At 32.8% G+C, this 23,705-nt stretch carries 25 protein-coding genes; 20 read left to right on the top strand and 5 right to left on the bottom strand.

Annotated features, from left to right (window positions below; genetic code table 11):
- The first annotated feature begins 21 nt into the window (after positions 1-21).
- Positions 22-708 (top strand): DUF4097 family beta strand repeat-containing protein, encoded by a 687-nt coding sequence (locus tag RR643_RS01625; RefSeq protein WP_332482120.1) that lies wholly within the window; start codon positions 22-24, stop codon positions 706-708.
- 482 nt (positions 709-1,190) lie between these two features.
- Here the strand turns inward: RR643_RS01625 and RR643_RS01620 are convergent, their stop codons facing one another.
- Positions 1,191-2,051, bottom strand: coding sequence for an alpha/beta fold hydrolase (locus tag RR643_RS01620; protein ID WP_332482119.1), 861 nt, complete (start codon positions 2,049-2,051; stop codon positions 1,191-1,193).
- Between the two features lie 466 nt (positions 2,052-2,517).
- On the opposite strand from RR643_RS01620, the gene RR643_RS01615 reads away from it, so the two are divergent.
- From RR643_RS01615 to RR643_RS01570, 10 genes are all read left to right on the top strand, one after another.
- Complete coding sequence (locus tag RR643_RS01615) at positions 2,518-4,164, top strand: B12-binding domain-containing radical SAM protein (RefSeq protein WP_332482118.1); 1,647 nt, start codon at positions 2,518-2,520, stop codon at positions 4,162-4,164.
- Positions 4,161-4,751: an RdgB/HAM1 family non-canonical purine NTP pyrophosphatase gene (rdgB, locus tag RR643_RS01610; protein WP_332469668.1), complete on the top strand. Its 591-nt coding sequence runs from the start codon at positions 4,161-4,163 to the stop codon at positions 4,749-4,751. Before RR643_RS01615 ends, rdgB begins: the two co-directional genes overlap by 4 nt.
- Positions 4,735-5,415, top strand: coding sequence for a TIGR01906 family membrane protein (locus tag RR643_RS01605; protein WP_332482117.1), 681 nt, complete (start codon positions 4,735-4,737; stop codon positions 5,413-5,415). The genes rdgB and RR643_RS01605 overlap by 17 nt, the downstream gene beginning before the upstream one ends.
- Entirely contained in the window at positions 5,412-5,921 is a 510-nt protein-coding gene (locus tag RR643_RS01600) for a tRNA (cytidine(34)-2'-O)-methyltransferase (protein WP_332482116.1), read from the top strand. Before RR643_RS01605 ends, RR643_RS01600 begins: the two co-directional genes overlap by 4 nt.
- Positions 5,914-6,414, top strand: a complete 501-nt coding sequence (locus RR643_RS01595) for an ECF transporter S component (protein ID WP_332469671.1) — start codon at positions 5,914-5,916, stop codon at positions 6,412-6,414. The genes RR643_RS01600 and RR643_RS01595 overlap by 8 nt, the downstream gene beginning before the upstream one ends.
- A gap of 59 nt (positions 6,415-6,473) precedes the next feature.
- Positions 6,474-6,647 carry a hypothetical protein gene (locus RR643_RS01590; RefSeq protein ID WP_332469672.1) on the top strand — a complete coding sequence of 58 codons (174 nt, stop codon included), beginning with the start codon at positions 6,474-6,476 and terminating at the stop codon, positions 6,645-6,647.
- 17 nt (positions 6,648-6,664) lie between these two features.
- Positions 6,665-7,189, top strand: coding sequence for a RidA family protein (locus RR643_RS01585; RefSeq protein ID WP_332469673.1), 525 nt, complete (start codon positions 6,665-6,667; stop codon positions 7,187-7,189).
- A 59-nt stretch (positions 7,190-7,248) separates the two neighbouring features.
- Positions 7,249-8,085, top strand: a complete 837-nt coding sequence (locus tag RR643_RS01580) for a metallophosphoesterase (RefSeq protein ID WP_332482115.1) — start codon at positions 7,249-7,251, stop codon at positions 8,083-8,085.
- A gap of 79 nt (positions 8,086-8,164) precedes the next feature.
- A complete protein-coding gene (locus RR643_RS01575; protein WP_332482114.1) occupies positions 8,165-9,715 on the top strand; it encodes an ABC-F family ATP-binding cassette domain-containing protein in 1,551 nt (516 codons plus the stop codon).
- Between the two features lie 12 nt (positions 9,716-9,727).
- Positions 9,728-10,336 (top strand): nucleotidyltransferase domain-containing protein, encoded by a 609-nt coding sequence (locus RR643_RS01570; RefSeq protein WP_332469676.1) that lies wholly within the window; start codon positions 9,728-9,730, stop codon positions 10,334-10,336.
- 128 nt (positions 10,337-10,464) lie between these two features.
- Here RR643_RS01570 and RR643_RS01565 read toward each other — a convergent pair whose 3' ends face one another.
- Positions 10,465-11,010 (bottom strand): DUF5662 family protein, encoded by a 546-nt coding sequence (locus RR643_RS01565; RefSeq protein ID WP_332469677.1) that lies wholly within the window; start codon positions 11,008-11,010, stop codon positions 10,465-10,467.
- 137 nt (positions 11,011-11,147) lie between these two features.
- On the opposite strand from RR643_RS01565, the gene RR643_RS01560 reads away from it, so the two are divergent.
- The 9 genes from RR643_RS01560 to deoB are packed head-to-tail and all read left to right on the top strand — an operon-like array spanning position 11,148 to position 20,673.
- On the top strand, positions 11,148-11,525 hold the full coding sequence (locus RR643_RS01560; protein ID WP_332469678.1) for a transcription antitermination protein NusB: 378 nt from the start codon (positions 11,148-11,150) through the stop codon (positions 11,523-11,525).
- Positions 11,522-12,859 (top strand): exodeoxyribonuclease VII large subunit, encoded by a 1,338-nt coding sequence (gene xseA / locus RR643_RS01555; RefSeq protein WP_332482113.1) that lies wholly within the window; start codon positions 11,522-11,524, stop codon positions 12,857-12,859. The genes RR643_RS01560 and xseA overlap by 4 nt, the downstream gene beginning before the upstream one ends.
- Positions 12,849-13,049, top strand: coding sequence for an exodeoxyribonuclease VII small subunit (gene xseB, locus RR643_RS01550; RefSeq protein ID WP_332469680.1), 201 nt, complete (start codon positions 12,849-12,851; stop codon positions 13,047-13,049). Before xseA ends, xseB begins: the two co-directional genes overlap by 11 nt.
- Positions 13,046-13,882, top strand: a complete 837-nt coding sequence (locus RR643_RS01545) for a polyprenyl synthetase family protein (protein WP_332469681.1) — start codon at positions 13,046-13,048, stop codon at positions 13,880-13,882. Before xseB ends, RR643_RS01545 begins: the two co-directional genes overlap by 4 nt.
- 10 nt (positions 13,883-13,892) lie before the next feature.
- Positions 13,893-15,755, top strand: a complete 1,863-nt coding sequence (dxs, locus tag RR643_RS01540; protein WP_332469682.1) for a 1-deoxy-D-xylulose-5-phosphate synthase — start codon at positions 13,893-13,895, stop codon at positions 15,753-15,755.
- A gap of 9 nt (positions 15,756-15,764) precedes the next feature.
- Entirely contained in the window at positions 15,765-17,420 is a 1,656-nt protein-coding gene (gene recN, locus RR643_RS01535) for a DNA repair protein RecN (protein ID WP_332482112.1), read from the top strand.
- The gene (gene dinB / locus RR643_RS01530; protein WP_332469684.1) at positions 17,413-18,591 is read left to right on the top strand and encodes a DNA polymerase IV; all 1,179 of its coding nucleotides are present in this window, start codon (positions 17,413-17,415) and stop codon (positions 18,589-18,591) included. The genes recN and dinB overlap by 8 nt, the downstream gene beginning before the upstream one ends.
- Positions 18,592-18,593: 2 nt before the next feature.
- Complete coding sequence (locus RR643_RS01525; RefSeq protein ID WP_332482111.1) at positions 18,594-19,502, top strand: tyrosine-type recombinase/integrase; 909 nt, start codon at positions 18,594-18,596, stop codon at positions 19,500-19,502.
- On the top strand, positions 19,489-20,673 hold the full coding sequence (gene deoB, locus RR643_RS01520; protein WP_332469686.1) for a phosphopentomutase: 1,185 nt from the start codon (positions 19,489-19,491) through the stop codon (positions 20,671-20,673). Before RR643_RS01525 ends, deoB begins: the two co-directional genes overlap by 14 nt.
- 502 nt (positions 20,674-21,175) lie before the next feature.
- Here deoB and RR643_RS01515 read toward each other — a convergent pair.
- The 3 genes from RR643_RS01515 to RR643_RS01505 form a co-directional block, all read right to left on the bottom strand.
- Positions 21,176-21,457: an HU family DNA-binding protein gene (locus tag RR643_RS01515; RefSeq protein WP_332469753.1), complete on the bottom strand. Its 282-nt coding sequence runs from the start codon at positions 21,455-21,457 to the stop codon at positions 21,176-21,178.
- 111 nt (positions 21,458-21,568) lie between these two features.
- The gene (locus RR643_RS01510) at positions 21,569-22,498 is read right to left on the bottom strand and encodes a DHH family phosphoesterase (protein ID WP_332469754.1); all 930 of its coding nucleotides are present in this window, start codon (positions 22,496-22,498) and stop codon (positions 21,569-21,571) included.
- 2 nt (positions 22,499-22,500) lie between these two features.
- Complete coding sequence (locus tag RR643_RS01505) at positions 22,501-23,697, bottom strand: acetate kinase (RefSeq protein ID WP_332469755.1); 1,197 nt, start codon at positions 23,695-23,697, stop codon at positions 22,501-22,503.
- Between the last annotated feature and the right edge of the window lie 8 nt (positions 23,698-23,705).

The raw sequence follows: 23,705 nt of genomic DNA, 5'->3' as shown, positions 1-23,705 counted from the left end.
TAATTTCTAAAGGTGAAGAAAATGAAAATAGTAGAACATTATTCTGATGTAGAAAGAATTAGAGCGAAACTTGTAGAAGAAGATATTGTCGTAACTTATCATGATGAACAAGATGTTTTATTGAAGTATGATGGTGATTTCAACAATAAAATTCAAATTACTTGTGAAAACAATGAATTGGTAATAGAACGCAAATTAAGTATTGAGACTCTTGTATGTATTCGAATAACTAAAGGAATTCTTCAATTGTTTTTACCAAAACCGAGGAATATCGATTTAAAACTCAAGTCAACAAGCGGACATGTACAAGTCTATGTAGATGCGAATCAATTGGATATAGAATCTGTCAGTGGTCGACTAGAATCGCATGGAAAAGGAACACATGCAATCATGACAACAATAAGCGGAGGAATTAGACAATTTAAACCTTATCAACGATTAAACTTCAAAACGACAAGTGGAAATGTTAAACTCTCTGCTAAGGCAAATTGTGATTATTCAGGATCTACAGTAAGTGGTAGTGTATTGATTGCATTACATGAAAATGATGGGTATATCATGCGATTCAAATCTGTTAGTGGTCGATTTATTGATAAATACAACGCTAAAAAAATAAGTGGTACAGCCGAATTATCCCAAGGAAATACGAAGAGTAAATTTCTTGTTAGTACAATTAGTGGTAATGTTAAATTAGATGATTGGGCATAAACATCAATAAATGAGAATTTCATGGTCTATGAAGTAACTACTTCATAGACTTTTTCTTTTTGGTTACTTACTTTATTTGAAATAGAATGATGAAGAAAGGAAAATAAATCAATACAATAAAAAAAGTAGCACAGTAAGAATCATTTAGGCGGTGAGAAATGACATGAACCCGCATGAATATTGTGCTATTTCTACTTTTATAATGTTCAAATTACTGTAGATTTTGACGCTTTGGTGCCCAAATGGTGACCGGATTTCTTGCACACTTATAAAAAGATATGGGAAAATATAAAAAGAATCCTCCAGCGTAACCATCCGCTCATAATGATTGAGGGCGAAAGTACTTCCTTGCTTTCGCCCTCTTGATTGCCAATGAGTAGAAACAGGCGGGCTTGTCAACAACGGCAAAGCCGTTCATTTTATCGTTGACAAGGACGACTGGCTCTGCTATCTAACATACGGATTATGCTCATTCGCTGTAGCTATTTTAGAAATTCTATAATCATTGTTTTTTCTTCTTCTGTCAGTAAATGCATATGTCCTCTGTTTTTTAACTCATAAGTAACAGCGTTTGGAATAATAGTTTTAGCTCGCTTTAAAACCTTTTTAGCTGGAAATAGACAATCTTTCTCGCTTGCCATAACAAGTGTTGGGGCATGGCATTGTCTCATAAGCTTTGCACTGACATTTGACGGCATTCCAGCTTTTGTTTTTACATGGTCAAAGCTATTTTTTACAGTATCAAGCGTATCGGTATCTAAAACATCTTCTGTAATAGACATAAATAGAGCTGTTTGTTTGATATAGATATCATTCTTTGTGCACAGATATTTTAGAAGCGGAATCGTCATTTTGATAGAGCCAATAGGAAAAGCGTTATTTATACCTGACGGTACAACAAGTACACTCTTTTCAATTTTATTTGGTGCAACACACATAAATTTTGCCAAAACCCCACCACCAAAAGAGCCGCCAAAACATCGGATTTTTTCAAAACCGAGCCTGCTAACAACCTCATTTGCCCATTTTCCATAGCTATATCCATTTGGAGAAAGGCAAATTTCTGCACTTTTACCGGGAAGTCCAATAATATCTACAGCGTAGATGCGAAAGTCACTAAGTAAAAACTGACAAGCCAAAAGATTGTAAGAAGTGGTAGAGTTTCCTCCATGAAACACCAATAATGGTTTTCCACTGAGGTTTCCTGTCTCAATTAAGTGCGTTTCACCAAAGGAAGTGTTAACAAAAATATCTTTGTATGGATAACCAAGTTTGGTTAGCTGAGCGTTATATAGTTCCAACGCAGCATTTTTGCTCCCAGTAGTTTTATAAATAGTTTTCATGCTTTCTCATTTGTGAGGATTATATGAATTTTCTTCATGTTCCATGATTTTCCTTGAAAAAATTGTACCATATCTCTTGCTTGTCGTCCACTTCATTCGAGGTGCACTTATAGATAGCCATTTGAAAAAACAAATAGGGTTTGGGATACTTCCCAACAAGGCGTTTTTTGGAATGTGTGAAGCTTCTTTATTAAAAAAATAAGCCACACTTCCTATGCTTGCTCTTCCAAAACTAAGCTGTAAGGAGTTATGACGAGAAATGAGAAGATATGTGCAAACTTCTGATTTCAAGCCTCTTTGCGGTGATGTCTATAAACACTTATAAGAAGATATAAAACCAAAATCATCCATTTAATCAATAAAAAATAGATAGATTATCATGGAGTGATATTTTAAAGATGTAAATTAAAGTTTTTTTCTTTGTATCCTATCTAAGGTGATATAATAGACAAGAATTGGAGATTATATGAAAGTAATATTAACGACACTCAACGCCAAATTTATACACACCAGTCTAGCATTACGATGGCTTTATGTAGCTCGTGATGTTTCTTTTAATACGGAAATACAAGAATATACGATTCGTGATAACTTAGATGATGTAGCTTCAAAATTAGTTGAGTCAAATCCAGATATTATTGGTTTATCTGTTTATATTTGGAATCAAGAAGAATCGAAACAATTAGTAATAAAGATCATTGAAATGAACCCAAATATTCGAATTTTAATTGGAGGACCAGAAGTATCATATGAATATGAAGATTGGTTGAATTATCCAATAGAAGGAATCCTTCGAGGTGAAGGGGAAATTACTTTTTGGAAAGCTTGCCGACAAGAAAAAGAGATAGATGGCTTTGTGTCTAAAGCATACAAATCGGAAATACCCTATGCGAAAGTTCAATTAAGTTGGCTTGAGACACTTGAAAGTCCATATTTTCTTCCTTTTGATTTAGAGAATCAAAAGAATCGTTATTTGTATGTAGAGACAAGCAGAGGATGTCCTTATCGTTGTAGTTATTGTTTATCTTCTTTGGATAATCAAGTACGACTTTATTCTGAGCAATACATCATGAACATTTTAAAACAACTTGAAGGAAAGGTGTGTAAACAAGTTAAATTTTTGGATCGTACATTTAATGTGAAACCAAAACGTGCTTTGAAGATTGCACAATGTATTGAACAACTAAATGTTGATTTCAGTTTTCAATTTGAAGTTGTATTGGATACAATGAATGAAGAAATGCTGTCCTTTTTTGAACAAGCGAATAAAGAGCGCTTTCGTTTTGAAGTGGGTGTTCAATCGTTTAATAAACAAACATTGCAAGCTGTAAATCGGATTCAAAATTTAGATAAGTTAGTTCAAAATATTAAACGCTTAAGTCAGGCAGGTTGTGTAATGCATGTAGATCTTATTGGGGGATTACCTTATGAAGATTTGAATTCATTTAAGCAATCATATTCACAATTATTTGCCTGTGGAGCAAGTGAAATACAAGTTGGCATTCTTAAATTACTAAAAGGAACAGTACTACGTAAGGAAACACATGAATTTGGATTTATATATGATCAAGAATCTCCATATACAATTCAGAAAACAAAATGGCTATCTGTTGCTGATGTACAAATCATTGAAAATGTCTATCAAGCAACTGAAAAATGTTATAACAATCATCGTATTCGTACGACATTAGACACTTGTTTCAATTGGGGTTATCCAATTTTTGATGTCATGGCTAACATTGGTTATAGAATGAGAATGTTTCAAGGTCAAGTACAAGTAAGAGACTATTTTCTAATGGTATATGATGTGTTGTGTGAATTTAATCTTCATGATGAAAAAATAATTAAAGCACTTCTCAATACGGATTATTACATTCAATTTAAACAAAATCCAAAACCCTTATTTATGGATGAATTGAATAGTGACAAGAAAAAAGAACTCTTTCAATTATGGGTTAATCATAACTATTTTAATGAACAGATATTATATAATTATGGTAAAATTAGACTTGGATTTTATAAGAATCAAATTATGATTCAAACATTGATTTATGATGCTAATCAAAATTATCCAACACGGTTTTGGTTTAGCTTGGAAGGGGAAAAACAATGAAAGATTTATTTATAGCATCTTCGAATGCTCATAAAATTGAAGAATTTAAACATATGTTAGAACCACTGGGTTACCATGTGCGAAGTATCAATGATTTACCTGAAGTAATTGATATCGAAGAAACAGGAGTAACATTTGAAGAAAACGCTATAATCAAAGCACAATCTATTACGAATCAATTTAATATTCCATGTATTTCTGATGATTCAGGTTTAGAAATTGATGCATTGAATAAAGAACCAGGTGTTCAATCAGCACGTTATTTAGGTCATGATACGAGTTATGACTACAAGAATAGTGTTTTATTAGAGCGTATGAAAAATGAAACGAATCGTGCTTGTCGTTTCGTTTGTGCGATTGCGTTGAGTATACCTGGTAAAGAAGCTGTTGTATTCAGGGATACAATTGAAGGTAGTGTTGCTACAAGTATTGAAGGTAAAAAGGGGTTTGGTTATGATCCAATAGTCTATTATGAACCATTCAAGACAACCCTAGCGAATGTATCAGAAGAAATGAAAAATAGTGTTTCTCATCGAGGTAAAGCACTAAGAAAACTATTGGAGTACTTAAATGAAAATCCTCTCTAGAGTGAGTTTCTTTGTTGCAACTATATGTTTTATTGTGGCATTTTTCTTAACTTGTTTGGATGTAGTTAGTTTTAATCGCAATTTTTATGATAAAGAATACGCTAAAATTGGTGTTGCTGAGGATATTGGTATTAGTCGTGAGGAATTAAAAGAAACAACGAATGTTTTACTTGATTATATTCAAGACAAACGAAATGATTTGAGTGTAACCGCAACAATACTAGGCGAACAAAGACAAGTATTTAATGAAAAAGAAATCATGCATATGGTGGATGTAAAAGTATTGTATTTGAATGCCATGAATGTTAAGTTTCTAAGCTGGATTGGATTTATTTTGTTTGGATTAATCGGTTATTTTACATATAAAAAGGATGCACTTAAGAATGGTACTGAAATGTTCTTATCAGCTACATTATCATCAGTAACACTTCTTGTATTCCTGGGATTGTATGCGGTGATTGATTTCAATCAATTTTGGTTACAATTTCATTATATTTTCTTTACGAATGATTTATTTTTATTAGATCCTGCTACAGATATTTTAATCCAAATGGTACCTAGTCAATTCTTCTTCGATTTGGTATTTAGAATTGCGGGTACATTTCTTATGGGGATGATAATGATGTGTGGTGGAAGTTATTATTTGAGGAGGAAAAAAGGATGATTCATGTAGTCTTGTTTGAACCTGAAATACCACAAAATACTGGTAATATTATGCGTACCTGCATGGCAAGTAATTGCCAATTACACCTAATTGAACCACTAGGATTTTCATTAGATGAGAAACACCTGCGGCGCTCAGGAATGGATTATCGTGATAAACTAGAAGTTCATACTTACAAAAATTGGGCTGAGTTTTGTGATAAAAATGATGGAACTTATTTCTACATAACACGTTATGGTAGAAAGAGTCCAACGATGTTTGACTATAAAGAGGTTGAAGGGGATATTTATCTTGTTTTTGGTAAAGAAAGCACAGGAATCCCTAAAGAAATTTTAAAACATCATTTAGCATATTGTGCGCGTCTACCTATGGTAGAAGATGCGAGAAGTCTAAATCTATCAAATTGTGTTGCGATTTGTGTTTATGAAGTCTTAAGACAGTTGGATTATCCAGGACTAAGTCCGGTAGAAGTCATCAAAGGAGAAGATTGGTTAGAACATGAATAAAACAACAAAAAAAATAGCGATTGCGGCAGTATTACTTGCGATCGGTCTTGTATTACCAAAGGTATTCCATTTATTTGGACCGGAGGTTTCGAAATTATTATCGCCATTACATTTGCCTGCATTTTTCGCAGGATTTCTACTCGGGGGACCTTATGGGTTACTAGTAGGAGTTATTCTACCTTTATTAAGTAGTATTCTTACAGCTATGCCACCACTTGTTCCAATGGGAGTATCAATGGCATTTGAAATTGGTACATATGGGTTAATGAGTGGATTACTATCAAAAAAAATGAATGTTTATTTTGCTTTGATTTTAGCCATTGTATCAGGTAGAGTGATGTTCTCCATAGTACAAAGTCTATTATTGGGCTTTACATCCATGAATCAATGGTGGACACTACTTACTTCTAATTTTGTTTCAGGGGCAGTAGCCATTGTATTCCAATTGGTTCTTATTCCAATACTAGTGACAAGACTAAAAAAAGTATTATAATGTGTTATATTAGACAAACGATTTGAGATTTCATATAATATCAAGGAGAGGTGAGGATTATGATAGAAAACATTAATGATTTTTTGTCGGTAGCCTTTTTAATTGTTACACTTTTGTATGGTTTATTTATCACATATTCAATCTTTGTGAAGCACCATGCGCACAAGATGCAACAACTTGAATCTGATTACTATCAAGAAGATACAGATGATTCAAGAACAGATTTCTATTAATATAAAGGAGGAGTATCATGTTTACTCAAGCTATTTCATCTCCTAATGCACCTAAAGCACTAGGACCTTATTCTCAAGCTATTAAGCTAGGAGATTTCGTTTATTTATCAGGCCAAATTCCAATGGATCCTTCAACTGGTGAAATTGTTCCAGGAGGAATTCAAGAACAAACTCAACAAGTTTTAAAGAACATTGAAGCAGTACTTGCAGAAATGAATCTTGAAACTCGTCATGTTGTAAAAACAACTGTATTTATGACAGACTTATCTGAATTTGATGCAATGAATCAAATTTATGCAGTTTACTTCAATGAACCATTCCCAGCTCGTTCAACAGTTCAAGTTGCAGCACTTCCAAAAGGAGCTAAAATTGAAATTGAATGTACAGTAATCGATACCCTTGTGTATGAAAAACAAATGTCACATGGTGGATGTAATGGTAGCTGTGGTGGTGAAGGTTGTCATGGCGAAGATTGTGGTTGCGATGGCGACGATTGTGGCTGTGGCGATGATGAATGTGAAGATTGTGGATGCGGTAAATAACCGCATCTTTCTTTTTGTTTGCATATCAAGTAGTATTAGGAAAGAAAGAGAGGATGAATATGATCTATTTATTAGTTGGAATCATAATTGCAATGAGTATCATTTTGATTGTATCCATCGTGAATAACCATCGAATACAAATTACAAAATACGTTATACAAAAACACGAGTTACCAAAATCATTTGATGATTTTCGTATTACATTACTTACAGATATACACAATGAAGCTTATTGTAATACAACAAAATTTTATGACCAAGTAAAGGTAACTAAACCAGATGTAATATTTATAAGTGGAGATATGATTGATTCAAGACGAACAGATATCAATGAAGCAATACAAGTAGCTCAACAATTAGTTAAAATAGCACCGACGTATTACGTAAATGGAAATCATGAATATCGTGTTTCTATATATCCTGAATTTGAAGCTAAATTAAAGGAAATTGGTGTTACTGTATTAAGAAATCAAAGTGTTAAATTTCAAAGAGAGAGTGAATCAATTGAGTTGATGGGTATAGATGATCCGCATTTCATATCAAAGAATAATGGATATCACGCAGAGAACGTAGCAGTTTTACAAGAATTAGAGAAATTAAAAACCGATGATAGCTATACTATTTTACTAATTCATCGCCCAGAATTCTTTGAAACTTTTGTGGAACATAAAATTAATTTAGTATTGTGTGGTCATACCCATGGAGGTCAAATACGGATTCCGTTTGTTGGGGGTGTGATTGCACCTCATCAAGGATTCTTTCCCAAATATGATGCTGGATTGTTTGTAAAAGAGAACACAGTTATGATTATTAGTAAGGGATTGGGAAGAAGTTCATTTCCTTTACGAGTAAATGATTCACCAGAAATAGTAGAAATACTCTTAAAAAGTAATTAAGCAAGTCAGTATGTTTTATAATATTGACTTGTTTTAGCTTATTTCATTGTGTAAACTATATAGGAAATGGAGAGATTTTATGAGCATATTATCAGTAGAAAATTTAACCCATAGCTATGGTGGACGAGAGATATTTGAAGATGTTTCTTTTCGACTATTAGCGGGAGAACATATCGGTTTAATTGGTGCAAATGGTGAAGGCAAGAGTACCTTTATGAAAATCATTACGAATACATTGGATCCAGATGAGGGTAAAATAGTATGGAGTAGTAAAGTCAGTGTTGGATATTTAGATCAAAATGCGAGTCTACATGAAGGAAATACCATTCGTGATACTTTGAAGAAAGCTTATGATTACTTATTTGATATGGAAGCTAAAATTAATGACTATTACATGAAAATGAGCGATTGTACAGAAGATGAAATGACTCAAATGTTAGAAGAAATCGGAGAGATGCAAGATATCATGGAACATCACGATTTTTATCTAATCGATGCGAAAGTAGAAGAAGTCGCAAATGCGATAGGTCTAAATGATATTGGGTTAGATAAATTTGTAAATGAATTGAGTGGTGGACAAAGAAGTAAAGTTTTATTGGGGAAACTACTTTTAGAGAAACCGGATATATTACTCTTGGATGAACCAACAAACTATTTAGATGAAGAACATATTGATTGGTTAAAAAACTATTTAAGAAACTATGAAAATGCATTCATTTTAATCTCACATGACATTCCTTTTTTAAATGATGTAGTAAATATTATTTATCATGTAGATAATTGTAGTTTGACACGATATGTGGGTAATTATGATGAATTTGAACGTATTTATGAAATCAATCAAAAACAATTAGAAGCAGCCTATGAAAGGCAACAAAAAGAAATTGAAAAGTTAGAAGATTTTGTTGCACGTAATAAAGCTAGAGTTGCAACACGAGGTATGGCAAATTCTAGAGCGAAAAAACTTGATAAAATGGAACGTATTACACTGAAAGGTGAAAAACCAAAACCAACATTTAATTTTATGATGGGTAAAACACCAGGTAAAAACATATTTGAAGCGACAGATTTAGTAATAGGATATGATTCAGCGTTATCGATTCCAATGAATTTAATACTGGAAAAAGGTAAGAAAATAGCTGTGATTGGTGCAAATGGATTAGGGAAATCTACATTATTAAAAAGTTTCTTAGGCATTATACCTGCAATTTCCGGCAATACACACTTAGGTGATAATCTTGAAGTAGGGTACTTTGAACAAGAAGCGCCAAAATCGACAAAGTCATGTATTGATGATTTATGGGATGATTTTCCTGCGTATACTCAATATGAAATTCGTAGTGCATTAGCTCGATGTGGATTAACAACAGAACAAATTGAAAGTAAGGTCAATGTTTTGTCAGGTGGTGAACAAGCGAAGCTTAGATTATGTAAAATTTTAAATCGTCCTTGTAATATTTTAGTATTAGATGAACCTACCAATCACTTGGATCAAGATGCAAAAGATGAACTAAAAAAAGCATTGAAAGAATACAAAGGATCAATTTTATTGGTATGCCATGAACGCGAGTTTTACGAAGATGTGGTGGATGAGGTATGGAATTTAGCACAATATAGTTTAAGTGTATAAAGAGGTATTAATGTGGAGAAAATTATCCAATATTTAAATGATAAATATAATCCTGAAGCCATTATTGTTTATGGTTCTTTTGCGAATAATACACAGGATAGTAATAGTGACTTTGATGCTTTGGTTGTCACAAAAGAAACTTGTGTTCCTTACGATAATTCCATTGTCGATAATACATTGTTGGATGTTTTTATTTATCAACTAGATGAGCTGAAACTTAAGTTTAATCCTGAAGACTTTGTGATGATATTTGATGGTAATGTTATTTTAGATAAAAATGGGTATGCAACTATGATGAAACAAAAAGTGCTTGAATACATTGATAACTTTCCCAAAGTAGATAAACAGGAGTTAGAACATTTGGTTACATGGTGTGAAAAGATGCTTGAAAGAGCGAAAAGAAATGATGCTGAAGGTTTTTATCGTTGGCACTGGGTTCTTGTGGATAGTTTGAAAATATATTTTGATTGTATTGGTGAATACTATTTTGGTCCAAAGAAATCCTTGGAACTTCTTAAAAAAAGAAATTTAGAAGTTTATACTTTATACCAAAATGCTCTTATATCATTCAACATGGATGAATTAAGTTGTTGGATTCAATATCTTCGCTCAATCATATAAAAACCCGCTTCTTTGAATAACGGGTTTGAATATTAATTTGTTTAGTTTAATTCGATTATGGGATAACCATAATCGTTTTCTTTTGTTTATTATGATAATAATTTGATTTATTTTGTTCATGACTAATTCTAATATTCATCATTTCTCATATTTTTTATCTTTTTAAATGCTTCATCAAGAGAGTATTCTTTGACTAGTGTTAATAATTCTTCGATTTTCTTTGCGGTATTTGGGTGCATATATAGTCGGTCGGTTCCATTCATAAAGTAATCATAAGCAGTGCTTTGTGTGTAGTCCTTACCTTTATAAATCATACAAGCAGCAATTCGATCACATATCATCTCTTGTACATAATTAAATGGAACTTCAATAGGGAATACCCCAGTCTTGTTCTTATCGAGCCAATACTCCCAGTGATGTTTATTTTTTCCCTTATGGTGCAACCAACCTAAAGAATAGCCAATATCTTCCTTTTCTGCATCAATTGGTGAGCGATATCCTTGATAATAACGGGCACCGCTGGAAAACTCAACCCAACTATACTTAGATAAATCATGTAATAAACCTTGTTTATATAGCCCCATCTTGAAACAAAGGCGAGTAACTTTGATTTTATGACGAGTAATTGTCATGAAATGATTGTAGCTGTTTTTGAGGGTAATTTTTCTTCTCATAGCCGCACTCCTTTCAACTTTAAATATAATGATAAACTTTTAACAAATACTATGCAACAATATGTGATGATTCACAAGAAATAGGTGTATAATACTTCGCGTTTTCATGGTAAAATAGACATGCATGGAGGACTAAAATGGATCGTCATATTGAAAGAGAAAAATCAATGATTTGTCTTTACCAAGAGTTATTAACTCATCGAGATTTATCAGGGATTGTAGAGGATATTTACCTAGTACCAGTTAAGGAAGTCAGTGAGTTTTCACAAACACTGATTTTTAATAGTTTTGAAAATAAAGAGCGTTATATTGGTTACATTAATAATGTATTGGATGAGTGGACATTTGATCGTTTAGGTTACATTGAACAAGCAATTTTATTAATTGCCTGTACAGAATTTGACCGTCAAATTGCAGAGACTCCAGTTATTATCAATGAAGCTGTTTTACTTGCGAAAAAATACGGGGATGATAATGCGTATAAACTAATCAACGGAGTATTGGACAGACTATGAGTCAGGCTGTTGTAAAAGTTAGTACACTTGTCAGTTACTTGAAATCAAAGATTGATCAAGATAACTATTTACAACGTATCCTAGTTTGTGGGGAAATTAGTAACTTTGTACATCATCGTAGTGGACATTGGTATTTTACAATAAAAGATGAAGCATCACGCTTAAGTTGTGTGATGTTTGCATCGAGTGCTTCTCGTAGTAAATACCTTCCTAAAGACGGTGATCAAGTCATTGTTCAAGCGAATACTTCAGTATTTGAATCAAGCGGACAACTGCAACTGTATGTTACTGGAATTAAGTTAGATGGTATTGGAGATTTACATATTCAATTTGAACTTTTGAAAAAGAAGTTATTTGAAGAGGGATATTTTGATGAAAATCACAAAGTAAGTATTCCTAAATATCCAATGCGAATTGGATTAATTACAGGAAAGAATACAGCGGCAAGAGAAGATGTTGTCTCTACACTGTATCGCCGTTGGCCCATAGCAAAGCTCATTGAAATTAATACTTTAGTGCAAGGAGAGGCAGCTAGTCAACAAATTATCGAAGCATTAAGACAAATGGAATCAAAAGATGTGGATGTTGTGTTATTGGTGCGGGGTGGAGGATCTATTGAAGATCTTTGGGCTTTCAATGATGAAAATCTCGCAAAATGTATTTATAATTATTCGATTCCAATTATTACAGGTGTTGGTCATGAAGTGGACACCACAATTGTTGATTATGTATCAGATTGTCGAGCACCAACACCGACCGGTGCTTGCGAACTCGCAACACCAGATAAAGATGAGGTTATACAAACTTTAGCACTTATCAAACAAACATTAATTAAACAAAGTAGAAGTGATGTTGAATTTGAAAGAGCTAGGCTTGATCGATTCAAGAACATGCCCTGGTATCAAATTCCTAAATCACTTGTTGATCAACGACAAATGAAGTTGGATTATGCATCCAATCGGTTACAGGTTTCAACATTTATATCTCAAAAGAAACGAATCGAACTTGATCAAATTTCACAAGCGTTTAAAACACTTGTGTCAAAGAGATTGCATCAAGTTGAAATTGATTTGGGACATTATACGCAACAAATGAATCAAAATGTAATAGAACGTATACAACGAGAAAAGAAAAACATGGCGAGTATGATTCATTTGTTGGATGCTTATTCACCACTTAATGTTTTAAAAAGAGGATATGCAATTGCATCAACTACTTCAGGTATTATTACTTCTGTTTCACAAGTGAAGATGGATGATGAAGTGAAAATAAGATTAACCGATGGAGAAATAATTACACGGGTTAACCGAAAGGAGACAAACAATGGCAACTAAGAAGACATTTGAACAATCTATGGAAAGATTAAATGATATTGTAGAACTACTTGAAAAGAATGATCAACCTTTGGATGATACAATCAAGTTATTTGAAGAAGGATTAGCTCTTGTAAAAGAATGTGATCAACAACTCAAGGGATTTGAGAAGAAGATTGATGACTTAGCGAGTAAGAAGGTAGAAGAATGAAACTCATAGAACTTGAACTTGAAAAAGCGTTAGAGAATTGTGAATCTTCAAAAGTATTAGATGCAATGAATTATTCTTTACTTGCAGGTGGTAAACGATTAAGACCTTTACTTTTGTTTGAAACGTGTAAAGCATATGGTGTTGATGAAACAGTGGGTATACCTTTTGCATGTGCTTTAGAAATGATTCATACGTATTCATTAATACATGATGATTTACCTGCAATGGATGATGATATTTTAAGAAGAGGTAGAAATACCTGTCATGTACAATTTGATGAAGCGACGGCTATTCTCGCAGGTGATGGATTGAATACTGAAGCATTTTATGTAATCAGTCAAGCAAATTGTCGTGATGATCAAAAAATTAAATGTGTTGAAATTCTTGCGAGTTGTGCTGGAATCAATGGTATGATTTTAGGACAAGCATTAGACCTGAATTATGAAAATAAAGAAGTAACGTGGGAAGAGTTAGAATGTTTACATCGTAATAAAACGGGTAAGCTATTTGCAGCTGCATTTATGATGGCATCTGTTTTAGCTGATGATAAGATTCATTGTAACCTATGGAAAGAAATTGGGGAGCGTCTTGGACTTGCTTTTCAAATACAAGATGATATTTTAGACATTACTAAAACCAGTCAAGAACTTGGTAAGAGTAATAGTGATGTAGAAAACCATAAGGCTACTAGTGTTAGTTTGTTAGGGATAGAAGAAGCGAATAGGGTACTTACGAAACATTTTGACGAAGTAATCGAAATGATTAATTCATTGGAATTGAAATCAGGAAATTTAATTCAATTACTTGAAGACATTCGTAATCGTCAAATGTAGGAGGCGCTGAATGGATATCAAAGAAATACAAAATCCACTTTTTCTAAAAGATATGTCAATTAAGGAATGTAATAGTTTAGCGAATGATATTCGTGCTTTTCTTATTGATTCCGTTTCAAAGACAGGTGGTCACTTATCAAGCAATTTAGGAGTTGTTGAACTTACGATTGCGTTGCATAAAGTGTTTAACAGTCCAGAAGATAAAATATTATTTGATGTTGGACATCAAAGCTATATTCATAAGATTTTAACGGGAAGAGCAAAAGATTTTTCTACTTTAAGACAATACAAAGGTATATCGGGTTTTCAAAAAAGAGAAGAGAGTGAATATGATTGTTGGGAAGCGGGTCATAGCTCAACAGTTCTTAGTGCGGCATTAGGTATGGCTGTGGCACGTGATTTAGATAACTCGAATTATTTTGTAGTTCCTGTTGTTGGTGATGGTAGTATAGTTTCGGGAATGTCACTTGAAGCATTAAATCAAATCGGATCTGAAAATAAGAATATGATTATTATTTTTAATGATAACAATATGTCTATCTCACAAAATGTGGGTGCTTTAACGAATGGGTTTTCAAAATTAAGAACATCAAAACCATATACTAGTTTTAAAACAGATATGAAGAGTATATTAAAGAAAAATGAAGCAGGGAAGACACTTCTTGCAGGTATGAGTGCAATCAAAGATAAATTAAAAGATTCAGTTGTTGAAAGTGGCTTATTTGGGGAATTTGGATTGGAATATTTAGGACCTGTAGATGGCCATAATATGAAAGACTTAATTCATATTCTTGAAGCTGCAAAACAACATGAAGGACCAGTCGTTGTTCATGTATTAACTCGAAAAGGCAAGGGGTATAAACCTTGTGAAAATGATAAATTAGGAAGTTGGCATGGAGTAGGACCATTTGATGTATTAACGGGTAAATCTTTGAGTTCAACACCGCAAGGAAAACTATCTTGGTCAGAAATAATTTCAGAAACTTTATGTCGTATAGCAAAAACAAATGAGGATATTGTAGCAATTACTCCTGCGATGATAACAGGAAGTAAACTTGAGAAATTCTTTGCAGCATATCCTACACGGAGTTTTGATTGTGGTATAGCGGAAGAGCATGCGACCACTTTTGCAGCAGGACTTGCGATTACTGGCAAACGGCCATTCTTATGTATTTATTCTTCTTTTCTACAACGTGCTTATGATCAAATTAATCATGATATTTGTCGCATGGATTTACCTGTGGTCATTGGAATTGATCGTGCAGGACTTGTTGGGGAAGATGGTGCTACACATCATGGTGTATTTGATATATCCATGTTGAAATCAATACCTAATCTCATCATATGTCAGCCTAAAGATGGCGATGAAGCACAACAATTATTAGTTGCTGCATTTGCGCAAAAACATCCACTTGCTATACGTTATCCTCGTGGTAGCGAATGTTATTCACCAATTTCATCTGCAGATCCAATAAAAATTGGTACTTGGACGAAATTTAATGAGTCAGACATAACTCGCTGTATTGTAATGACTTATGGACCAGAAGTTGATAAAGTATTAACGAAGATTTGTAGCAATGGATTACCAGTAGAGGTTGTAAATTGTCGATTCTTTAAACCAATTGATGAAGAAATGTTGTTAAAAATCGCTAGTAGTAAATTACCGATAATCGTTTATGAAACGGATATGTTGGAAGGTGGTTTAGCAACAAGTATTCTTGAATGGGGATGTGATCACAATGTCCAAATAAAATTGCATCGTATTGGTATCCATGATGAATACATTCCTCATGGATCACTAAATCAAATTAGAAAAGATGCAGGAGTAGATATTGAAACACTTTTTGACACGATAGACGAACTTATAAAATAAGGGGGATTTATGATTAAACACCTATTTATTAAAGATTTTGTTTTATTTGATCAAATACAACTCGACTTTGAGTCGGGTTTTAGTGCTTTTACAGGAGAGACTGGTGCAGGTAAATCTTTATTGATTGATGCGATTAGCTTGTTACTTGCTGAACGTGCTAGTTCTTCCATGATAAAGCACGATAAAGAAAGTGCTCTTGTTGAGGGTATTTTTGACTTATCAAAAAATAAAGATGCTATGGCTATTCTTGAAAATGAAGGCTTTGATCAGTTAGATGAGGTTGTAATATCGAGAGAGATTAAAAGTGATGGAAAAAGTACAGCTAAAATTAACTACCGTATTGTGACCTTAAATTTATTAAAACAAATTCTTCAAAATGAAATTGATATTCATAGTCAACATGATAACCAATACTTGTTGAATAAGAACTTTCATATTCGTTTGTTGGATCAATATATGCATGATACAAAGTTAGTGGAAGAAGTTTCAACAAAGTATAAAGAATATGCTGCTTTGAATAATGAATTAGAACGCGCTAAACAAGAAGATTACAATGAAAATGATTTAGAGTATTTCACTTTTCAAGTTGAAGAAATTGAGAAAGCAAATCTAGTTTTAAATGAAGATGAAGAACTCATAAATCAAGAAAAGATGTATCAATCAATTTCAAAGAATCTAGAAAAATACACAAGAGTTCTTGAAATTTATGATGAACAAGTACAACCTCAACTTTACGAAATTAAGAAAGTACTAGAATCATTAAATGGAAGTGAACAATTAAGTAACTTATTAGAACATACATCGAGTAGTTACTATGAACTAGAAGAATCATTTGATACATTTAAGAAATATTTTGGTAGTTTAGAAACAAATGATATTGATATTGATGCTATTCAAGAAAGACTATTTGAAATACAACGATTGAAACATAAATATGGTCATACCATTCAAGATGTATTAAATAATAAAACTGAAATACAAAGCAAAATTGACCGTATTGTAAATCGCCAAGAAGTACTGGATAAAATGGAAAAAGAAGTTCAACAGAGTTATGAGGCATTCAACAATGTTGCTTTAGAATTAAGTGAAAAACGTAAGAAGTCAGCACTACAATTGGATAAAGACATCAAAAAACATTTGAAAGATTTGATGTTACCTAATGCTGAATTTAAAACGGATATACAAGTAGGAAATCCTTCAAAGACTGGATTAGATCAAGTTGAGTTTATGATATCAATGAATCCCGGAGAATCATTAAAACCACTTGCAAAAGTAGCATCTGGAGGAGAGTTAAGTCGTTTGATGTTAGGGCTTAAGACAATATTTACATCATTACAAGGTATTCAAACAGTTATTTTTGATGAAATTGATAGTGGAGTCAGTGGACCTGTAGCAACATCAATTGGTTTAAAAATGAGAGAATTATCAAAAGAAACACAAGTGTTCTCAGTTACTCATCTTGCACCTGTTGCTTCATGTGCTGCACATCATTATCATGTGCAAAAAAATCAAGATAAAAAATCAACTGATACAGAAGTCATCATGCTAAATGAAGAAGATAAGATTGAACAATTAGCACTAATTGCGAGTGGCGATATAACGAATGCAAGTTTAGAAGCAGCAAAAGAATTGTACTTGAAAAGTCAAGTGATGTGTAATGGGTAAAGTAATTTATCATATCGACTTGAATTCGTTTTTTGCATCCGCTGAAGTTTTACTTAATCCAAGTTTAAAAGGTAAACCAATAGCAGTTGCAGGTCATAGCCGTAGAGGTGTTATATCAACAGCATCCTATGAAGCTAGACAATTTGGTGTTAATTCTGCTATGCCGACTGCTATGGCCTTACAACTGTGTCCTGATTTAATTTTAGTGAATGGACATTCTTCTTTTTATCAAGAATTATCAATTAAGTTTATCGATACGATTAAAAAATATACGAAGATTATTGAGCAAGCTAGTATTGATGAATGTTACGCAGATATGAGTGAAGCTGTTACCAAGTTTAAACGTCCAATGGATTTAGCATGGCAAATCCAAACAGAACTTTTAAATGATATTGGATTAAAATGTTCAATTGGTGTTGCTCCTAATAAATTTCTCGCGAAAATGGCGAGTGATATGAAAAAACCTATGGGTATAACTGTATTACGTATACAAGAAGTTCCAACGAAATTATGGCCACTTAAAATAGATGATATGCGTGGTGTTGGTAAAAAAACAGCACCTATCCTTCATGAGATGGGAATCCATACAATTGGTGATTTAGCACAACCTAAAAATATTGAACAATTACGTAATGTATTTGGAAAGAATACCGACTCTGTTATTCAACGCGCTAATGGATTTGATGATAGTGAGATTCTTTGCGAATGGGATGTGAAAACAATGTCTCAATCAACAACATTCGCAAATGATTTAACAGATTATGATGAGCTTAAAAGTTCGTTCTATCAACTCTCTAAGCGTCTCAGTACTCGTTTGCAAGCAGAGAGCAAGGTAGGTAATTTAATTTCAATTACGATTAAGTACTTTGATTTTTCAACAAGTAATCGATCTAAAAAAATAAGTGAATACATTAATAATGGTGATGAGATATTTCAACATGCACTGGATTTATTTGATGAGAATGTAGAGGATATACCTGTTCGATTAGTTGGAGTAGGGGTAAGTAATTTAAAATACAAAGAAGATGTTCAAATACAGATTAATTTATTTACACAAGATTCTTCTTTATATGAATTGTCAAAAACAGATCAACTGATTAAAGAACTTAATAAATCAGTATCTAAACCAATTTTAAAATCAGCATCTTCTTTACTGAAGAAGAAGGGATAATCATGGACTTAAATAAAGCTTTTAAAGAATATCGAATGGAAATTGAAAATAGAGATCCTAAAGCAAGTCGTACGGTAAAGAATTATTTAATTGATGTGACAGCTTATCTTGATTTTTTAAAAGAGAAAAATTTTGACGATATCGAAAAAGTAAAGTATCGAGATATCGAAACTTACATTACTTCATTAGATAAATATGAACGAAGTACAATAGCACGAAAAAGTTGTTCAATTCGAAGTTTCCATCAATTCTTGAATTTTAAATATGATTTTAAAAATCCCGCTTTAAACTTAGAAGTAAGAAGAGGTAAGAAATCATTACCGATTTATTGTACAATCGATGAAATTAATTTACTCATGAATTCGTTCAATGATGAAGTGCCAAATGAATGTTTCCAACATGCATTATTGGAATTTATCTACGCTTGTGGATTACGTGTAAGTGAGGCAGTAACTCTAACGTTGAGTCGTGTGGATTTAAATACGAACATTGTACGTGTATTGGGAAAAGGGGATAAAGAAAGAATTGTGCCTATACCTGATATCTCAAGAAATGTATTACTGAGGTATTTCGATACAGTTCGTCCTGTATGGAACAAGAAGGGGTCAAATCTCTTCTTTGTGAACCATTTTGGGAAGCACGTAACGACTGAATATGTAGAAAGTGTGTTAAGATATAAGTGTAATGAATTGGGGTTTAAAAAGCATGTAACACCCCATAAATTAAGACATAGTTTTGCAACACACCTATTACAAGGTGATGCAGATTTAAGGTCAATACAAGAGTTATTAGGTCATAGTAATATACAAACTACTGAGATTTATACTCATGTACAAGAAAATCGTTTAAAACAAAGTTATGCAAAGTTTCATCCAGGTAATAGAGAAGGAGATAATGATGATGAAATATAATAGAATATTCGTAGTGGTAATGGATTCAGTAGGAGCAGGTGCTATGCCTGATGCTAAGAAATATGATGATGAGGGTGCAGATACAATTGGCCATACTGCAGATGCAGTAGGTGGTTTAAAAATGCCAATCATGCAAAAATTAGGATTCGGTAATCTTCATCAAATTAAAGGTGTTGATCCAGTAGATGCACCATTAGGCTACTACACGAAATTACTTGAAAAAAGTGTTGGTAAAGATACAATGACAGGACATTGGGAAATGATGGGACTTTATATTGATACTCCATTCCAAACTTTTACTGAGACAGGATTCCCAGATGAATTAATTAAAGAATTAGAAGAAAAAACGGGACATAAAGTCATTGGTAACAAATCAGCAAGTGGTACTGAAATTCTAGATGAATTAGGTGAAAGACATATGCAAACAGGAGAAATGATTGTGTATACTTCAGCTGACTCTGTGCTTCAAATTGCTGCTCATGAAGAAACATTCGGATTAGATGAATTATATCGTTGTTGCGAAATTGCGAGAGAAATTACAATGAAACCTGAATGGAAAGTAGGTAGAGTTATAGCACGTCCTTTTGTAGGAGATAGAGCTGGTAATTTCCAACGTACCCCAAATCGTCATGACTTAGCATTAAAACCATTCGCAAATACAGTATTAAATTCACTAAAGGATCATAACTTTGATGTTATCAGTGTAGGCAAAATCAATGATATCTTCGTTGGTGAAGGAATTACTGAATCTCATAAATCACAAAGCAGTATACATGGTATGGAGCAAACTATTGAAATTGCTGAAAAACCTTTCAATGGATTATGTTTTGTGAATTTAGTAGACTTTGATGCAAAATGGGGACATCGTAGAAATCCTCAAGGTTATGCAAAAGAGTTAGAAGACTTTGATGTTCTTTTAGGTAAACTAATTGAAACGATGAATGAAGATGATTTAGTAATCTGTACTGCAGACCATGGCAATGATCCAACACATCATGGTACTGATCATACTCGTGAAATGATCCCAGTAGTTGCCTATAGTAAAAAAATGACTGGCTCAGGTCTTGTAAGACAAGGTCAATCATTTGCTGATATTGGAGCAACTATTGCAGAAAACTTCAATGTTGAAATGCCAGAGAATGGTGATTCATTCTTAGATAACTTGAATTAAATCAATATGAGCACTGTTAATAACTTTTTAGGTTATAAGCAGTGCTTTTTTTAACCCAATGCCCCTTTGATATAAATTTTGTTTGATGGTGGGGGAGATATAGTAAGTGTTGTGCAAATTTAGAAAATAATATCTTAATAAATTCTATGATTCAGTACGATTAGATAGATAATTACGAATGTAAGTATTGTTGAATTTTAATAGATTAACTACTATAATTAAATTAATGAATTCAACAGGGGGGATGGTTTAAATCTACCCAATTATAAATACATCCAAAATAATCGTATAACAAACATTATGCGAAGTAAATGGAATAATCGATATATTGATTGATTTTGATCTAGAACTAAGGTTTTCCTTAGTTTTTTTCATATTATTTGTAATTGTCATACCTTCTGTAGTGATTTGAGATTTCATTTGATAGACATCTCTCTTACTCGAATTAAACTACAAGGATATGAATATAAAAAAAAGAGAATTTCTTCTCTTTTTGTTTGAACTATTTAACGATGTCTTTAAGAGCTTTTGCAGCTTTAAATCCAGGAGCTTTGCTAGCAGCAATTGTTATTGCTTCTTTAGTAGCTGGGTTAATACCTTTACGTTCTGGTCTTTGTTTAACTTCAAATTTACCAAATCCGCTAATATCAACTTTACCACCATTTTTTAAAGTTTCTGCAATAGTGTCAAATACTAAGTCTAAAGTTTCAGTTGCAGCTTTTTTAGTCATGCCATTCTTTTCAGCAATTAAATCTGCTAATACTTTTTTGTTTGTGATTTCCATATGAAATACCTCCATCTCCATTTAACATTTTATCATTTATAGTAGTACTTATACAATAGAATAAGTACATTTTATCTAATTTTCACCTTTGCTTGTGAAGTACATCACAAGTTATAACATTTCCTCAAGATCTTTAATTAATTGATTAACTTGTTCAATAGTTAAATTCTTTACTCCACATGCATTTTTATGTCCGCCACCGTTGTAACGGGAAGCAATATCATTAATTGCTATATCTTTAGATCGTAATGATCCTTTGTATACATTTGGATTTTCTTCATCTTGAGTAAATATACACCAAACTAAATAATCTTTTACGTTACCGAGCTCAGAAACATACTCTCTTGCTTGATTAATTGAAATTGTGAAAGGTTGTAGGTCATTTTGAGTTATGATTGCATAGGCAACCCCTCCTCTTGTTTTAACCTTGTTTCGAAGCAAGCTAATGTAATTGAATGTATCTATATCAATATCAAATACTTTTTGATTTATCTTTGATATATTAATTCCTCTACTTGCGATTTGTGAGGCTATAGACAACGTTTTTGGTGTTGTATTATTTGTCCTAAAGCACAATGTGTCAGTTAATATACCTTGATATAAATATTCTGCAGTTTTAAGGGATATTGTTTCCAATCCAATTTCGATGAATAACTCACCAAGAAGTTGGCATGTTGCAGCATCCTCAACGACAATAATTTCAACATCTGCGAATCTTTCAACATATGGATGATGATCAATACGCATAGTTTTCTTTGCAAGTTTGAAGCGTTCATCATCAACACGTGCACTATTTGCAGTATCTAAAATGATAGCTAAACTATTTTCAATTATCTCTAAACTGACTGGTTCTTTTGAACTTAATTCTTGATGTCTACCAAAGTCATATCCGCATAAGAAAACTTGTTTATCAGGATAATTTTCATTAATCCAATTACCAAGTCCCAATTGACTGCCTAAAGCATCCATATCAGGATTCTCATGGCGGAAAATGGTGACGATATTAAATTGTTCAAGTGTTTCTTGGAATATGCTTTTCATTTTTATAGACCTAAGATCTTAACTGTATCGCGTGCAATTACAAGTTCTTCATTAGTTGGAACAACCCATACTGCAGTTTTTGAATCAGGTTTAGAAATAGCAATTTCTTTACCACGGATTTTACTATTTAGTTCATAATCTATCGATAGACCTAGACCTTTTTCTAATCCTTTACAGATTAATTCACGAATAAGTGTATCATTTTCACCAAGTCCTGCAGTAAATGCAACAGCATCAACGCTACCCATTTGCATGAAGTAACCACCTACAACATTAACTACACGATTGACATAAATTTCATGTGTTAATTTAGCTCTTTCATCGCCTCTAGCTACAGCGTCTTCGATATCACGAGCATCACTTGAAATACCTGATATACCTAACATACCTGATTTTTTATTTAAAATATTGTTGATTTCATCTGCAGATAAGTTTGCTTTATTTTGCATATATGTAACGATCGCTGGGTCAATATCACCACAACGAGTACCCATCATAACTCCAGCAAGAGGTGTGAATCCCATTGAAGTATTAACACACTTACCATGTTCAATCGCTGTAATTGATGCACCATTACCTAAGTGGCATGTAATGATATTTACATCTTTAACATCTTTTCCTAATAATTCTGCAGTACGTTCTGCAACATATTGATGAGAAGTTCCATGTGCACCATAACGACGTACTTTGTAATCTGTATACCATTCATAAGGAACTGGATACATAAATGCAGCAGGTGCCATTGTTGTATGGAATGCAGTATCAAATACAAAGATATGTTCAATGTTTGGTAATGCTTTGGCAAATGCTTTATATCCAATTAAATTAGCTGTATTGTGTAATGGAGCTAATTCTGCTAATTTTTCAACGATTGCAGTATTTTCTTCAGTTACTTTTACAGATTGATCAAAGTAGTCTCCACCTTGAACAACACGGTGACCAGCACCATTAATTTCATTTAAATCTTTTACAACACCAAATTCAATTAATGATTCTAACAATAAGGCAACAGCTTCATTGTGCGTAGGAATTGGTAGTTTTTTAGTATGTTTTTCACCATTTACTTTAATTGTGAAAACTCCTTCATCCAAACCAATTCTTTCAGCAATACCTGAAGTTAAAACAGTTTCACTTGGCATTTCAAATAATTGAAACTTTAGTGATGACGAACCCGCATTTACAGAAATAATTTTACTCATATTTTCCT

Source organism: Anaerorhabdus sp. (genome assembly GCF_036637135.1).
Taxonomy (GTDB): Bacteria; Bacillota_I; Bacilli_A; order Erysipelotrichales; family Erysipelotrichaceae; genus Anaerorhabdus.
Note: the sequence above shows the minus strand (reverse complement) of the source record. Positions and strands in the feature narration are given on the sequence as shown.